At 66.0% G+C, this 13,505-nt stretch carries 14 protein-coding genes and 1 tRNA gene; 8 read left to right on the top strand and 7 right to left on the bottom strand.

What is annotated here, in order from left to right:
- Nucleotides 1-25 precede the first annotated feature (25 nt).
- Both E3T28_RS04380 and E3T28_RS04385 read right to left on the bottom strand, forming a co-directional pair.
- The gene (locus tag E3T28_RS04380; RefSeq protein ID WP_134428307.1) at nucleotides 26-1,354 is read right to left on the bottom strand and encodes a DUF4032 domain-containing protein; all 1,329 of its coding nucleotides are present in this window, start codon (nucleotides 1,352-1,354) and stop codon (nucleotides 26-28) included.
- 93 nt (nucleotides 1,355-1,447) lie between these two features.
- Nucleotides 1,448-2,545 (bottom strand): ABC transporter ATP-binding protein, encoded by a 1,098-nt coding sequence (locus E3T28_RS04385; RefSeq protein WP_134428309.1) that lies wholly within the window; start codon nucleotides 2,543-2,545, stop codon nucleotides 1,448-1,450.
- A gap of 246 nt (nucleotides 2,546-2,791) precedes the next feature.
- On the opposite strand from E3T28_RS04385, the gene E3T28_RS04390 reads away from it, so the two are divergent.
- On the top strand, nucleotides 2,792-3,706 hold the full coding sequence (locus E3T28_RS04390; protein WP_134428311.1) for a DsbA family protein: 915 nt from the start codon (nucleotides 2,792-2,794) through the stop codon (nucleotides 3,704-3,706).
- Nucleotides 3,707-3,778: 72 nt separating this feature from the next.
- A tRNA-Thr gene (locus E3T28_RS04395) sits at nucleotides 3,779-3,851 on the top strand.
- Between the two features lie 83 nt (nucleotides 3,852-3,934).
- On the opposite strand, the gene E3T28_RS04400 is transcribed toward E3T28_RS04395, so the two are convergent.
- Both E3T28_RS04400 and msrB read right to left on the bottom strand, forming a co-directional pair.
- A complete protein-coding gene (locus E3T28_RS04400) occupies nucleotides 3,935-4,492 on the bottom strand; it encodes a nitroreductase family protein (protein ID WP_134428313.1) in 558 nt (185 codons plus the stop codon).
- Between the two features lie 3 nt (nucleotides 4,493-4,495).
- Nucleotides 4,496-4,897, bottom strand: coding sequence for a peptide-methionine (R)-S-oxide reductase MsrB (gene msrB, locus E3T28_RS04405; RefSeq protein ID WP_134428315.1), 402 nt, complete (start codon nucleotides 4,895-4,897; stop codon nucleotides 4,496-4,498).
- 199 nt (nucleotides 4,898-5,096) lie between these two features.
- Here msrB and E3T28_RS04410 point away from each other — a divergent pair, with 199 nt between their 5' ends.
- The 5 genes from E3T28_RS04410 (at nucleotide 5,097) to groL (ending at nucleotide 9,400) form a co-directional block, all read left to right on the top strand.
- Nucleotides 5,097-5,393 carry a DUF3263 domain-containing protein gene (locus E3T28_RS04410; RefSeq protein ID WP_134428384.1) on the top strand — a complete coding sequence of 99 codons (297 nt, stop codon included), beginning with the start codon at nucleotides 5,097-5,099 and terminating at the stop codon, nucleotides 5,391-5,393.
- A 59-nt stretch (nucleotides 5,394-5,452) separates the two neighbouring features.
- The gene (locus E3T28_RS04415) at nucleotides 5,453-6,031 is read left to right on the top strand and encodes a LytR C-terminal domain-containing protein (protein WP_134428317.1); all 579 of its coding nucleotides are present in this window, start codon (nucleotides 5,453-5,455) and stop codon (nucleotides 6,029-6,031) included.
- A 211-nt stretch (nucleotides 6,032-6,242) separates the two neighbouring features.
- Nucleotides 6,243-6,446 carry a cold-shock protein gene (locus E3T28_RS04420; protein ID WP_134362230.1) on the top strand — a complete coding sequence of 68 codons (204 nt, stop codon included), beginning with the start codon at nucleotides 6,243-6,245 and terminating at the stop codon, nucleotides 6,444-6,446.
- Between the two features lie 123 nt (nucleotides 6,447-6,569).
- A complete protein-coding gene (locus tag E3T28_RS04425) occupies nucleotides 6,570-7,649 on the top strand; it encodes a DUF3048 domain-containing protein (RefSeq protein WP_134428319.1) in 1,080 nt (359 codons plus the stop codon).
- 131 nt (nucleotides 7,650-7,780) lie between these two features.
- Nucleotides 7,781-9,400, top strand: coding sequence for a chaperonin GroEL (gene groL / locus E3T28_RS04430; RefSeq protein ID WP_104100131.1), 1,620 nt, complete (start codon nucleotides 7,781-7,783; stop codon nucleotides 9,398-9,400).
- A gap of 162 nt (nucleotides 9,401-9,562) precedes the next feature.
- Here the strand turns inward: groL and E3T28_RS04435 are convergent, their stop codons facing one another.
- The 3 genes from E3T28_RS04435 to E3T28_RS04445 all read right to left on the bottom strand — a co-directional run bounded on the left by E3T28_RS04435 (nucleotide 9,563) and on the right by E3T28_RS04445 (nucleotide 12,436).
- Complete coding sequence (locus tag E3T28_RS04435; RefSeq protein ID WP_134428321.1) at nucleotides 9,563-9,853, bottom strand: WXG100 family type VII secretion target; 291 nt, start codon at nucleotides 9,851-9,853, stop codon at nucleotides 9,563-9,565.
- A 144-nt stretch (nucleotides 9,854-9,997) separates the two neighbouring features.
- Nucleotides 9,998-11,713, bottom strand: a complete 1,716-nt coding sequence (locus E3T28_RS04440) for a sensor histidine kinase (protein WP_134428323.1) — start codon at nucleotides 11,711-11,713, stop codon at nucleotides 9,998-10,000.
- Between the two features lie 30 nt (nucleotides 11,714-11,743).
- Nucleotides 11,744-12,436 (bottom strand): response regulator transcription factor, encoded by a 693-nt coding sequence (locus tag E3T28_RS04445; protein WP_134369100.1) that lies wholly within the window; start codon nucleotides 12,434-12,436, stop codon nucleotides 11,744-11,746.
- A 158-nt stretch (nucleotides 12,437-12,594) separates the two neighbouring features.
- Between E3T28_RS04445 and folP the strand changes: the two genes are divergently transcribed.
- On the top strand, nucleotides 12,595-13,503 hold the full coding sequence (gene folP / locus E3T28_RS04450) for a dihydropteroate synthase (RefSeq protein WP_134428325.1): 909 nt from the start codon (nucleotides 12,595-12,597) through the stop codon (nucleotides 13,501-13,503).
- Nucleotides 13,504-13,505: the final 2 nt, after the last annotated feature.

The following is a 13,505-nucleotide window of genomic DNA, read 5'->3' on the forward strand; positions in this document are numbered from 1 at the left end:
TCGTCCCGGCAGGAGGGCCCGTTGGCTAAACCTTGAGGCGCCAGTCGGCCTCGTCGTCGGCAGCGGACTCGGCCGCGTCCGCGAGGGCGGCGCTCTCATCGTCGGTCACGTCGATCGGGATGGTGATCTCGCCGGTAGCCGGCTCGATCACGGTGGCCTCGTCGCGGCGGTGTCGCAGCACGTTCTGGACGTAGGAGGTGACGGCCTCGGCCAGCGGGATGTCCCGGGATTGGTTCTGGGCCATGAACCAGCGGTGGTCGAGCATTTGGTGGAAAATCTCGGCGGGCTCCAGCTTGCCCTTGAGGTCGCGGGGGATGGCCCGGATGACGGGTTCGAAGACGCGCACCAGCCACTCGTGTGCCAGCATTTCCTCGTCGGCCTCCGGATCGCCGTAGGAGACCCGGTAGGAGTCGAGGTCATTGAGCAGGCGCCGGGCCTGGTTCTCCTCGGCGTCGAGCCCGGTCAGCCGCAGCAGGCGCCGTTGGTGGTGACCGGCGTCGACGACCTTGGGCTGGATGCGCACGGTCGTGCCCGTGTTGTCGGTCTTGATGGCCAGTTCCTCGATGTCGAACCCGAGGTCGTTGAGGCGTTCGACGCGTTCCGTGATGCGCCAGCGCTCGGAGCTGGCGAAGGATTCGGATCCGGTCAGTTCCTTCCAGAGCAGCCGATAGGCGGCGACGATGCCGTTGCTCACCCGGATGGGGTCGAGCTCGTCAGCCGCGCGGCCGCCGGCCTCGAGGTCCATGAGCTCACCGGCGATGTTGACGCGCGCGATCTCCAGGTCGTTCTCACGCTGGCCATTGGACAGCCCGCCCGGGTACAACTGCCCGGTCTCGGCGTCGACGAGGTACGCCGCGAACGCGCCGGCGTCACGACGGAAGAGGGTGTTAGAGAGTGACACGTCACCCCAGAAAAGGCCGGCCATGTGCACGCGCACCAGGAGCAGGGCGAGGGCGTCGACCAGCCGGGTGGCGGTGTCGGGCCGCAGCGTCTGCGAGTAGAGGGCTCGGTAGGGGAGCGAGAACTTCAGGTGCCGGGTGACGAGCACCGAGTTCAGCGGCTCGGCGTCGTCATCGGTGCGGTTCGTGATCACGGCGAGCGGCTCGACGCAGGGGATCTCCAGGCCCTGCAGGGTGCGGAGCATGTCGTACTCTCGCTTGGCCATCTCGCTGGTGGTCTCCTTGATGGCGACGACGCGGCCGCTCAGGTGCGCGAAACGAACGAGGTGGCGGGAGATGCCCTTGGGCAGGGCCGCGATGTTCTCGTTGGGCCAGGCGTCCAGCGGGAGGTGCCAGGGAAGATCAAGCAGGGCTGGATCGGCAGTGGCCGACGTGATGTTGAGTGAACCGCTCATCCGACGAGTTTACCGGTGTGCTCCGCGGTCGGAGAACGAGAAAACGGCCGGGTGGAGCAAGCTCCATCCGGCCGTTCATTGACGAGCGAGTGCCTAGTCGGCGACTGCTCCACCGAGGCGGAGGCCGGTCTCGGCGTCGAACACGTGCATGTGGTGCGGCGTCGGGGTGAGGTAGACGGTGTCCCCGGCGGACGGGTGCGAACGGCCATCGACGCGAGCGACGATGTCGGTGCGCTTGCCCTCGACCGTGGAGTGCCCGTAGAGGTAACCGTCGGCGCCGAGCTCCTCGACCAGGTCGACGGCGACCTCGAGGCCCTCGCCGTGCGTGGTGGAGAGGTGGATGTCCTCGGGCCGAACTCCGATGGTGACCTTCTTGCCGGTGGAGCCGGCCAGGGTCTCGCGGGGCACGGGGATCGTCGCCGTGCCGAACTTGATGCCGCCGTCGATGGTGTCAGCCAGGAACAGGTTCATGGCAGGGCTGCCGATGAAGCCGGCGACGAAGACGTTGTTCGGCTTCGAGTACAGGTCGCGGGGGGTACCGACCTGCTGGAGCACGCCATCCTTCAGGACCGCGATGCGGTCGCCCATGGTGAGGGCTTCGGTCTGGTCGTGGGTCACGTAGACGGTCGTGACGCCGAGACGACGCTGGAGCGAGGCGATCTGGGTGCGGGTCTGCACGCGCAGTTTGGCGTCGAGGTTCGACAGGGGCTCGTCCATGAGGAACACCTGGGGCTGACGCACGATGGCGCGGCCCATGGCAACGCGCTGACGCTGGCCACCGGAGAGCGCCTTCGGCTTGCGGCTCAGGTACGGCTCGAGGTCGAGCAGCTTGGCAGCTTCGAGGACGCGGGTGGCGCGCTCATCCTTGTTGACGCCGGCGATCTTGAGCGCGAAGCCCATGTTCTCGGCGACCGTCATGTGGGGGTAGAGGGCGTAGTTCTGGAAGACCATGGCGATGTCGCGGTCTTTCGGCGGGACATCCGTCACGTTGCGCTCACCGATGAAGATGTTGCCGTCGTTGACCTCTTCGAGGCCGGCGAGCATGCGCAGAGACGTGGACTTGCCGCAGCCGGACGGACCGACCAGCACGAGGAACTCGCCGTCGGCAACCGACAGGTCGAGCTTGTCGACGGCAGGGATCGCGGAACCCGGGTAGAGGCGGGTCGCCTTGTCGAACGTGACTGAAGCCATGGTTGTTTTCTCCTTCACCGGCAGGTACGTGCCGGACGATCCGTTGTGATGGGTTGCTACGCCTGCCGCGAGCGACAGGTCAACGTTTTCAGTATGTCATGTCGGGGGAACGCAGCGTCGGCGGCAATGGTGCCGCGGAGGGCGGCAACAGGTGCCGTCTGGTCGTTTCCCAGAAAGGGGACCTACTATTTGGGAGGCATTCGCAAATGGCTTGCCTCTGCACTTACCTATTCGGAGCGAGCATTCATGACTATTGGCGGATCGGGCGATAGCCGTCCCTCTAAGAATCAGCGACGTGACGCGGTTCGCACCAAGGCCAAGCGGATCCGCGAGGAGCAGAAGAAGAAGGACCGCCGCAACCGGGTCGCCCTGCGCGGCGGGACAGCCGCCGCGGCCGTCGCCATTGCCGCGGTCGTCGTCGTGGTCATCATCAATTCGATTCCGCCGGTCGGCCCCGGCCCGGCGAACATGGCCAGCGACGGCGTGCTGATCACCGAAGGAATGACTCCGGTCACGACCTCCGCGCTCCAGCCCGAGGCCAAGCCGATTCCGTCCAAGCCGGATGGGACCGGCACCGTCGCCGACATTCGCGTCTACGCCGATTACCTCTGCCCGTTCTGCAGCGAGTTCGAGGCAGCCAACAGCGAGCAGATCAGTCAGTGGGTCACGTCGGGTGCCGCAACCGTCGAAATCCACCCGGTCTCGATCCTGACCCACAAATCTTCCGGCACGAAGTATTCACTACGGGCCGCGAACGCCGCCGCCTGCGTGGCGAATTTCGCTCCCGAGAACTTCTACGATTTCAACGCCATCCTGTTTCGGGAGCAGCCCAAGGAAGGCACGGCCGGTCACGACGACGCGGCCATCAAGGGACTCGTGAAGGACGCCGGCGTGAGTGACGCGGTATCGCAGATCAACGAGTGCATCGACGACACGACCTTCAAGTCCTGGGTCATCGCCTCGACGGACCGAGCTCTATCCGGTCCACTGCCGAACACCGAGGTGGAGGCCATCACGGGCACACCGACCGTGCTCGTGAATGGAAAGCAGTACGTCGGCGCCCTCGACGACCCGAAGGAGTTCGCAGCCTTCGTGCTCCAGGCCGCCGGTGCGACCTACTCCACATCGACGCCGACCCCGGAGCCGGTGCCCGCCGGGTGAGCTCCCGACGATCTGGCCCCACAGCTCAGGTTCGTCATTTAGGATGGTGTGTCGAGGCGACAATCACCTCATGCCGGCCTGGCGCAATTGGTAGCGCACCACTCTTGTAAAGTGGGGGTTACGGGTTCAAGTCCCGTGGCCGGCCCTCTTTTCGTCGGATTGAGGTCCGTCCGATCGTGCAGCGCCGGTTCGCACGTTCCCACAATTACGCGTCTTCAGAACGACTCGTCACTGGAACGAACTGAGGAAATCGCCCGGATCGATCGACTGGCGGACGCCCGGTTTCGCATCGTTCGGCACGCCGCCGACATACAGCCAGCCGAGCAGTGCTTCCGAAGCGGCGAGCCCATGGGCGTCGTGTACGGGCCGGGTGCGGGTCAATGAGCCGGAGCGCCACATGACGCCCCAGCCCTGCTCGGACAAGAGCAGGCTGAGCATGTGGGCGACGCCGGCCGCGACGGCGTCCTGTTCCCAGACCGCCACGCTTTCGCTCTCGCGACGGCTCGCGACCACGGCGATCAGAAGCTCGGCGCGTAGGGGCTTCGCGGCGAGCCTGGCAGCCTCGGGGTCTGCGCCGGTCAGCCCGGCGGCCCGCACCATGGCCTCGCCCAGGCGGCGGCGCGCCTCGCCGCGCAGCTCGATCAACCGCCACGGTCGCAGCGCGCCATGGTCGGCCACGCGCGCCGCGACAGCCACCAGCGGCAGCAGTTCAGCGTGGGTCGGCACCTGGCCGGTGACTTTGGAGTGGGACCGCCGCCGACCGACCGCCTCGAGGAGGTCGGACAACGCTTACTCGACCGGCTTGAAGTTGAGCGAGATGGAGTTCATGCAGTACCGGTCACCGGTGGGTGTCCCGAATCCGTCGTCGAAGACATGGCCCAAGTGTGAGCCGCAATTGGCGCAGCGTACCTCGGTGCGCACGACGCCGAGGGTGCGGTCTTCGAGGAGTTCAACCGCCTCGGGGCGCACCGACTCGTAGAAGCTGGGCCAGCCGCAACCGGAGTCGAACTTCGTGCCGCTCTTGAACAGTTCGGCGTTGCAGGCCCCGCAGGTGTAAATCCCGGACCGGCCCTCGTCGAGGAGCTCGCCGGTCCACGCCCGCTCGGTGGCGGCGCCGCGGAGGACGGCGTACTTCTCGGGGCTCAGTTCCGCTCGCCACTGGGCATCCGACTTCTCGACCTCGTAGTCCATGTTCCGTTCCTTCCTGCTCGGCCCCGAAAGGCCGAAGTCTGCTGTACCAACACTAAACTCGCCGGACCGCGGCGGTATTCCTCGATCAGGAGTCAGGCCGTGTTATGCGCCGAGGCGGAACGCTGCCGAACGGTCCAGCCTGTACGCAGGCGCCGACAAATATGATTGCAGAGAACGAGGGAGGTGGCACGTGGACGGAATGCCCGTTTCGCCGACTCCATCGGCTTCGGAATCGGAGTCCCCGGCCGGCCTGTCCGCCCGTGACCGGTCGATCCTCGCCTTCGAGCGTCAGTGGTGGAAGCACGCCGGCGCCAAGGAGCAGGCGATCCGGGCCGAGTTCGGCCTGTCGGCCGCCCGGTACTATCAACTACTGGGTGTCCTGATCGACTCTCCGCTGGCCGTGGCCCACGATCCGATGCTGGTGAAACGCCTGCAACGGATGCGTGATGCCCGGTCGCAGGCGCGGGAGCACCGATCGCTTCATTCCACCGATTGACACCCTGACCTTCACCCCCACCGTCATCACCGCACATTGAGGATCGAACCAGCCCGACGATGCCGAACTCCTACGCGAAAGACCGCTTCGACCACCTCCCGCACTCTCTGGAGCGGGTGGGGGCGCACCGCGCTCCCGGCAAGAAGGGCCGTGGCTGGGTCGCGTTGTGGTGGGCTCTTGGAGCAACCGTCGTGCTGGTCGGCACGGGAGTCGTCGGCCTGGCCGTGCTGAACAATAATCTGAGTTTTGAATTGCCGGGCACGACGCCGACCGCCGAGAGTACTGCGGAGCCGAGCGTCACCCCGAGTGACGCTGCGGCGGCAACGCCGACGCCGGCCGCGACAGTGGACCCTGACGTGACCGTGACCGTTCTGAACGGAACGGCCGGCGAGGGCATTGCCCGGTCCGTCGGCGAGATCCTCGAAGCGGAGGGCTGGACGATCGAAGCGCTGGATAACGCGAGCACGGAGGATGTGGAGACCACGACCGTCTACTACGCCGAGGCTGCTTTGGAGGGGGCGGCGCGCGGAGTCTCGGAGTCCCTGCCCGGCGCGGAGGTGCTGCTTTCAAGCGATTTCGCCGATTCCGCTGCGGACCTGACCGTGGTCGTCGGCACCGACTACGAGCCGGCCGAGTAGCCGCCGCTTATACGCCGCGCGCTTGCGCGTCAACCCCCTTTCGTTCTTCCTCAGCTTCCGTAAATTGGTCGTTGGTCGCTCATTTGTTCGTTCGGACGTTCTCCCACGAGGCGTATTCCACCGGTTGAATGCAATGGACGCAGTCACTGCGCCAGGCCCGGTACGGCCAACGGGCGCGTGTCGACGAATTCAAAGCAACAGGGAGTTACACATGGCGAACGGAACCGTCAAATGGTTCAACGCTGAAAAGGGTTTCGGCTTCATCACGGTCGACGGAGGTGGCCAGGACGTCTTTGTCCACTACTCGGCCATCGACATGCACGGCTACAAGGTTCTGGAAGAGGGACAGCACGTCATCTTCGAACTGGGTACAGGGGCGAAGGGGCCCCAGGCAGAATCGGTTCGTCCGGTCTGATCCAGCGGGGGGTGTTCCAGCGGTCGACCGAAAGGTCATCGGCAACGGCGGTTCACGACGTATTTACGGGTTCTGCCCCGAGCGGCACGGGCGCGGCATTGATGCCGCGTTAGTGTGTGGGGCGTGACAGTGAAAACAGTGGTTCCAGCACGGCGACGAAGCACGACGCCGGGAATCCGGTCCATCCGGATGCTCGGGGTCGTGCTTCTGCCGTCTCTCCTTCTGGTGTCGGCCTGCGCCGGCACCGGTGACGCATCGAAGCCGTCGGCGAGTTCCACGCCGTGGGACTCCACCTACGATTCTGCAGCGGACCCGGCGGTTGCCCCGCTGCGCGGTACGAGTGTGCCGGCCGAGAGCCTCCAAAATCCGGCGCTCTCGGTGAAAATCGACAACCACGAAGCGGCCAGGCCGCAGCTCGCACTCGAGCGGGCGGACATCATCTTCGAAGAACTGGTCGAGGGAGGGCTGACCCGGTATGTCGCGGTTTGGCAGTCCGATGTGCCGGAACACGTCGGGCCGGTGCGCTCGATCCGGCCCATGGACCCGGACATTATCGCGCCGTTCGGGGGAATCGTGGCCTACTCCGGCGGCCAGCAGAAATTCATCGACCTGATGGACGCCACCGACGTCGTCAGTGCCGTCTTCGATGCCGACGACACCGGTCTCTTTGCGCGTTCGGATGACCGGGAAGCCCCGCACGACGTCATCCTCGAGGCCGCCGCTCTCGTCGAACGGAACGACACCCTGCCGCCGCCCGTGCAGCAGTTCGCCTACACCGCGACCGTGCAGGGATCGTCGGCGGCCGTCGACGGAACGCCTGTATCGGCGATCAACTCCACCTTCTCCGCCGCACGCTGGCCCGGCTGGACGTGGGACGCGGCCGGTGCCGCGTATCTGCGTTCCCAGGAGGGAGCCCCTGACCTCGACGCCACCGGGGCACAGCTCCGAGCGATCAATGTCGTGGTGCTGCGGGTCATGATCGACGCTACCTATGGAGACGTTCCCAAGACGACCATGATCGGGTCGGGTGAGGCCTGGGTCTCGGCGGGCGGCAAGTCAGTGCATGCCGTCTGGTCCAAGGCCGACCAGGACGCGCCCATCCGACTCGTCGATGACTTCGGCGTGACGATTCGCCTTGCCGCCGGCAACACCTGGATCGAGCTGGTGCCGTCGGACCGAGGCACGGTCGTGCTGGTGCCGTAGCCGAGGCCGCAGCCCCCTGCCGTTCACTTGCACTCTCGACCCCAGAGTGCCAGAATCGACTTGGCACTCTCTCTGTTTGAGTGCCAACCCATCACCGTTTTGGTAACGTCCGGGAGGGACGAGAAACACATATGGCAAAGATCATTGCTTTCAACGAAGAGGCCCGTCGCGGCCTTGAGCGTGGCCTGAACATCCTCGCTGACACTGTCAAGGTCACCCTCGGCCCGCGCGGACGTAACGTGGTGCTGGAGAAGAAGTGGGGCGCTCCCACGATCACCAACGACGGCGTGTCCATCGCCAAGGAGATCGAACTCGACGACCCGTACGAGAAGATCGGTGCCGAGCTCGTCAAGGAGGTCGCCAAGAAGACCGATGACGTCGCGGGCGACGGAACCACCACCGCCACCGTCCTGGCTCAGGCGCTCGTTCGCGAAGGCCTGCGCAACGTCGCAGCCGGAGCAGACCCGATCAGCCTCAAGCGCGGCATCGAGAAGGCCACGGCTGCAGTGATCGCCGAGCTCATCGCCAACGCCAAAGAGGTCGAGACCAAGGAAGAGATCGCGGCCACCGCGTCCATCTCTGCCGGCGACGCCGAAATCGGCGCCATCATCGCCGAGGCAATCGACAAGGTCGGCAAGGAGGGTGTTGTCACCGTCGAGGAGTCGAACACTCTCGGCACCGAGCTCGAGCTCACTGAGGGCATGCGCTTCGACAAGGGCTTCCTGTCCGCCTACTTCGTGACCGACCCCGACCGTCAGGAAGCGGTCTTCGAAGACCCCTACATCCTGATCGTCAACTCCAAGGTCTCCAACATCAAGGACCTGCTCCCCATCGTGGACAAGGTCATCCAGACCGGCAAGCAGCTCCTCATCATCGCCGAGGACGTCGACGGCGAGGCCCTGGCCACGCTCGTTGTGAACAAGATCCGCGGAATCTTCAAGTCGGTCGCCGTCAAGGCTCCCGGCTTCGGTGACCGTCGCAAGGCTCAGCTGCAGGACATCGCCATCCTCACCGGTGGACAGGTCATCAGCGAAGAGGTCGGCCTCAAGCTCGAGAACGTCACGCTCGACCTCCTCGGCAACGCCCGCAAGATCGTCATCACCAAGGACGAGACCACCATCGTCGAAGGCGCCGGAGACCCCGAAGCCATCGCCGGACGTGTTCAGCAGATCCGCAGCGAGATCGAGAACACCGACAGCGACTACGACCGTGAGAAGCTCCAGGAGCGTCTCGCCAAGCTCGCCGGCGGAGTTGCCGTCATCAAGGCCGGCGCTGCGACGGAGGTTGAGCTCAAGGAGCGCAAGCACCGCATCGAAGACGCCGTTCGCAACGCGAAGGCTGCCGTCGAAGAGGGCATCGTCGCCGGTGGTGGCGTCGCCCTGATCCAGGCCGGCAAGACCGCGTTCGAGAAGCTCGAACTGGTCGGCGACGAGGCAACGGGCGCGAACATCGTCAAGGTTGCCATCGACGCCCCGCTCAAGCAGATCGCCCTCAACGCCGGCATGGAGCCGGGCGTTGTCGCCGACAAGGTGCGCAACCTGCCGATCGGTTGGGGCCTCAACGCTGCGACCGGTGAGTACGTCGACATGCTCGCCGCCGGAATCAATGACCCGGTGAAGGTCACCCGCTCCGCGCTGCTCAACGCCGCGTCGATCGCCGGGCTGTTCCTCACCACCGAGGCCGTCGTCGCCGACAAGCCGGAGAAAAACGCTGCTCCGGCCGGCGACCAGGGCGGCGGAATGGACTTCTAAGTCCACACCGCTTCACCGCTTCACAGCACAGGGCGTCTCCTCCGGGAGGCGCCCTGTGGTGTTTAAGCCTGTGTTGTTTAAGCCCGTGTTGTGAAGGCCCGTGTTGTATGGCCCGTGTTGTAAGGCCCGTGTCGCTGAGGCCCGTGTAGTGAACCGGTGGCGCTAGCGCAGGAAGAGACGCGCGTTGGCCTGCTCGATCTCGGCGTACTGGTGGCCGGCCTGGTTCAGAGCCAGGTTCAGCCCCTCCGCGCTCTGCGCGACCTGCTGTTGGGTGGCGCGCCAGTCCGAGACCGCGGCCTGGAACGCGGTCGCCGCCTGGCCCGACCACGACCCCTCCAGCGCGGTCAGCTGGGCGATGAGCCCGGCAACCTCGCTCTGGATGCGCCCGATCGTGGCTCGTGCCACGGAGGTGGTGTGGAGCACTGCTTCGCTGTCGACCTGGTAACGGGTCATGGGGATCCTTTCGGCAGGGGGAGATGCCGATCAGACTACGGAACGACTGACGGCCCCTGCCGCCGACTGCCGCTCAGGCGGGGTAAGTCGCCCGTCCGAGCCTCGGGGGAGGAGCCACCGAGGCGCGCCGAGAGGTGAGGCGCGCTAGGAAGTGATGACGGGGGCGACGCGCTGGGGGGCGCTCGGGGAGCACGCCAACGGGAACCAGACCCGGAAGGTCGCACCGCCGCCGGGGGTTTCCACGACCTGCACGGAGCCATTGTGGCTGGCGACGATCGAGGCGACGATCGCCAGACCGAGACCGCTGCCGCCGGTCTCCCGAGCACGGGAGGTGTCGGCCCGCCAGAACCTCTGGAAGATCTTGTCCCTGATCTGCGGAGGGATGCCCTCGCCATGGTCGATGACGGCGATGGAGGCGCGCTGGTTGTGGCGGTCGACCGCGACCTCGAGTTCGACCGGGCTGTCCGCGGGGCTGAAGCGCAGGGCGTTACCCATCAGATTCGTGATGACCTGGCGGATCTTGTTCTCCTCGGCCATCACCACGGCCTGCACGGTGCACGGCTCGGTGAGGGGAGGGTGTTCCGGCGCCGGCGGCGGGACATCCGTCTTCTTGGGTTTGCGGGTGCGCAGACGCGCCAGGGTGGCCCCGGCGAAGGAGACCGAGCCGCCCACCGCTGGGTTCGGCTCTTCGGTCTTCGGTCCTGGTCCGGGGTCAGAGGGCACCTCGCCCGTGGAGTGGGCGAGATCGATGGCGGGGCGTTCGGTGGTGTCCTCGATCTCGGCGGGGATCGGCGTGATGACGGTGATGGTGCGACCGGGGGAGGAGGCCATGGCGTCGAGCGCCGCGTCTCGGGCGAGTGGCATCAGGTCGACCGGTGCGAGGGTCAGCGGCTTCGTCTCGTCGAGCCGGGCCAGTTCCAGCAGGTCCTCCACAAGACCGCCCATGCGGATCGCTTCCTTTTCGATCCGCTCCATGGCCTGTGCGATTTCTTCCGGCGTCTGCAGGGCACCCATCCGGTAGAGCTCGGCGTAACCGCGCACCGAGACGAGGGGAGTGCGCAGCTCGTGGCTGGCATCACCGACGAAACGGCGCATCTGGTCGATGGTGCGCGCCCGGTCCTTGAAGAGGCGGTCAATGCGGCTCAGCATGGTGTTGAGCGATCGGTTGAGGCGCCCGACCTCGGTGTTCGGGGTGGCACCGCCGAGCCGCTGGCTGAAGTCACCGTCGGCGATGGCCGCGGCAGTGCGTTCCACCTCGCGCAGCGGTGCGAAGGTGGTTGTCACGAGAAGCCGGGTGAGCAGGGCTCCCACCAGCACGACGCCGAGCCCGAAGCCCAGGAATATGGTCAGGTAGGTGGCCATCGTGTTCTCGGTCGGCTTCAATGAGACAGCCATGACCAGCGTACCCAGGGTGCCCTGCGGCGAGATCACGAGCGGAACGGCGACCGCCAGAAACTCGGTGTCGTGCGCCGAGTCTTCCAGCGTCATCGTCCGGCCGTCGAGCTCCATCACCGTTTGCAGGTCGAGCGGTCCGGTCACGGTCGGAATCTCACTGCGCGGGACATCCCGCCAGGTGTGGTCCTTGAGGCTGCCGTGTTCGTCGTACAGGGCGACGTAGTAGTCCGAGGAGACCACGGCCGTCGTTCCCTGGCCGAGAGCGGCGGCCGAGTAGCTGTTCGAGGCCGACTGCGCATCGATCTGCAGCTGGGAATCGACCTGCTGGATCACGTACTGGCGCAGCATGGCCATCGTGCCGATGCCGGAGACAAGCAGTCCGAGCGTGAGCATCAGGACCGTGACGCCCGTGATCTTGGAGCGGAGGGAGACGCGGCTCCATCGCTCCGTTAGTGACTGATGCATAGAACGCCAGTGTATGGGCGCAGCCTGTGACTACGCCTTGGCGGCCTTGAGCATGTAGCCGAAGCCGCGCTTGGTCTGGATGAGAGGTTCGGTCGAATGCGCATCCACCTTGCGGCGAAGGTACGAGATGTAGGACTCGACGATGCCGGCGTCGCCGTTGAAGTCGTACTCCCAGACGTGGTCCAGGATCTGAGCCTTCGACAAGACCCGGTTCGGGTTGAGCATCAGGTAGCGCAGGAGCTTGAACTCGGTGGGGCTGAGTTCAATGGGGGCCTCGCCGACCAGGACCTCGTGGGTGTCCTGGTCCATGGTGAGTTCGCCGGCGCGGATGACCGCGTCCTCGTCGGCGTGCATCGTGCGGCGCAAGATCGCCTTGATCCGGGCGACGATCTCGTCGAGGCTGAACGGCTTGGTGACATAGTCGTCGCCGCCGACCGTCAGGCCGGTGATCTTGTCCTCGGTGTCGTCCTTCGCCGTGAGGAAGAGGATCGGGGCCGTGTAGCCGGCGGAGCGCAGGCGCTTCGTCACGCCGAAGCCGTTCATGTCCGGCAACATGACGTCCAGGATGATGAGGTCGGGTTCTTCCTCGAGCACGGCCGAGATCGCCTGGGCGCCGTTTCCGACGGCTCGCACGGCGAAGCCCGCGAAGCGCAGGCTGGTGGTGAGGAGATCCCGGATGTTGGGTTCGTCGTCGACAATAAGAATGCGAGGGCCGTCAGTCATGACCTTAGTATCTGCGCGTTAGCTGGATGTTCGCTGAAAAAGCCCGGCATGCGCACCGGCGGGTACGTTGGCGGGCAGATCACGCACCGCTCGCCTCCCGGATGAGAGCATGGCACTGGACGAACTGCTCGCCGGCGCACCCGACTGAAGGAACTGACATGGACAACGCGACCACTGAACCTGGCCCGACGCTGCCCGACCTGATCCATCCGCTGCGGCTGATAGGCGGGCGACTGTTCGACTTTTCCCGTGAGGTGGCCGTGATGGCCATTGTCAACCGCACGCCGGATTCCTTCTACGACAGGGGGGCGACCTTCGCCCTCGATGAGGCCGTGAAGGCAGCCCGCCGCGCCATCGTGGACGGCGCCGACTGGATCGACATCGGTGGGGCGAAATTCGCGCCCGGCCCGTCGATCCCGATCGAGGAGGAGATCGACCGGGTCGTCCCGGTGATCGAGGCCCTGCGCGGCTCGGGCGTCATCATCTCCGTCGACACCTTCCATCCCGCCGTGGCGCGCGCCAGCCTGGTTGCCGGCGCCCACGTGATCAACGACACCACCGGGGTGCATGATCCGGCCATGGCTGACGTCGTCGCGGACAGCGATGCGACGCTTGTGATCACCCACAGCCTCGCGCCGCCGCGCACGCCGTGGCCCGTGCCCACCTACGGAGACGTGGTGGGTGAGGTCTTGGCCTTCCTGCAGGAACGGGTCGAGCTGGCGCTCGGTCGCGGTGTTCCGGCCTCCCGCATCATCGTCGACCCGGGGCACGACCTGAACAAGAACACCTACCACTCGCTCGAGCTGACCCGGAGGCTTGGCGAGATCACGGCGCTCGGCTACCCGACCTTGGTGGCGGTGTCGAACAAAGACTTCATCGGGGAAACGCTGAACCGGGAGCGGGGCGACCGGGTCGAGGGATCGCTCGCCGCCGCCGTTTACAGCATCCTGCAGGGCGCGCGGATCGTGCGGATGCACGACGTCGTCGCCGCGGTCGACGCCGTGCGGATGACTGAGGCGATCCTGGGCTTCCGCGAACCGGCCTACGCGCGTCACAACCTGGCGTGACG

The organism is Cryobacterium sinapicolor, from assembly GCF_004403465.1.
GTDB classification, from domain to species: domain Bacteria; phylum Actinomycetota; class Actinomycetes; order Actinomycetales; family Microbacteriaceae; genus Cryobacterium; species Cryobacterium sinapicolor.

What these genes read in the sequence shown, in the direction of transcription:
- E3T28_RS04380 (WP_134428307.1), bottom strand. Translation starts at nt 1,354, where the DNA reads ATGAGCGGTTCACTCAACATCACGTCGGCCACTGCCGATCCAGCCCTG.
- E3T28_RS04385 (WP_134428309.1), bottom strand. Translation starts at nt 2,545, where the DNA reads ATGGCTTCAGTCACGTTCGACAAGGCGACCCGCCTCTACCCGGGTTCC.
- E3T28_RS04390 (WP_134428311.1), top strand. Translation starts at nt 2,792, where the DNA reads ATGACTATTGGCGGATCGGGCGATAGCCGTCCCTCTAAGAATCAGCGA.
- msrB (WP_134428315.1), bottom strand. Translation starts at nt 4,897, where the DNA reads ATGGACTACGAGGTCGAGAAGTCGGATGCCCAGTGGCGAGCGGAACTG.
- E3T28_RS04410 (WP_134428384.1), top strand. Translation starts at nt 5,097, where the DNA reads ATGCCCGTTTCGCCGACTCCATCGGCTTCGGAATCGGAGTCCCCGGCC.
- E3T28_RS04415 (WP_134428317.1), top strand. Translation starts at nt 5,453, where the DNA reads ATGCCGAACTCCTACGCGAAAGACCGCTTCGACCACCTCCCGCACTCT.
- E3T28_RS04420 (WP_134362230.1), top strand. Translation starts at nt 6,243, where the DNA reads ATGGCGAACGGAACCGTCAAATGGTTCAACGCTGAAAAGGGTTTCGGC.
- groL (WP_104100131.1), top strand. Translation starts at nt 7,781, where the DNA reads ATGGCAAAGATCATTGCTTTCAACGAAGAGGCCCGTCGCGGCCTTGAG.
- E3T28_RS04435 (WP_134428321.1), bottom strand. Translation starts at nt 9,853, where the DNA reads ATGACCCGTTACCAGGTCGACAGCGAAGCAGTGCTCCACACCACCTCC.
- E3T28_RS04440 (WP_134428323.1), bottom strand. Translation starts at nt 11,713, where the DNA reads ATGCATCAGTCACTAACGGAGCGATGGAGCCGCGTCTCCCTCCGCTCC.
- E3T28_RS04445 (WP_134369100.1), bottom strand. Translation starts at nt 12,436, where the DNA reads ATGACTGACGGCCCTCGCATTCTTATTGTCGACGACGAACCCAACATC.
- folP (WP_134428325.1), top strand. Translation starts at nt 12,595, where the DNA reads ATGGACAACGCGACCACTGAACCTGGCCCGACGCTGCCCGACCTGATC.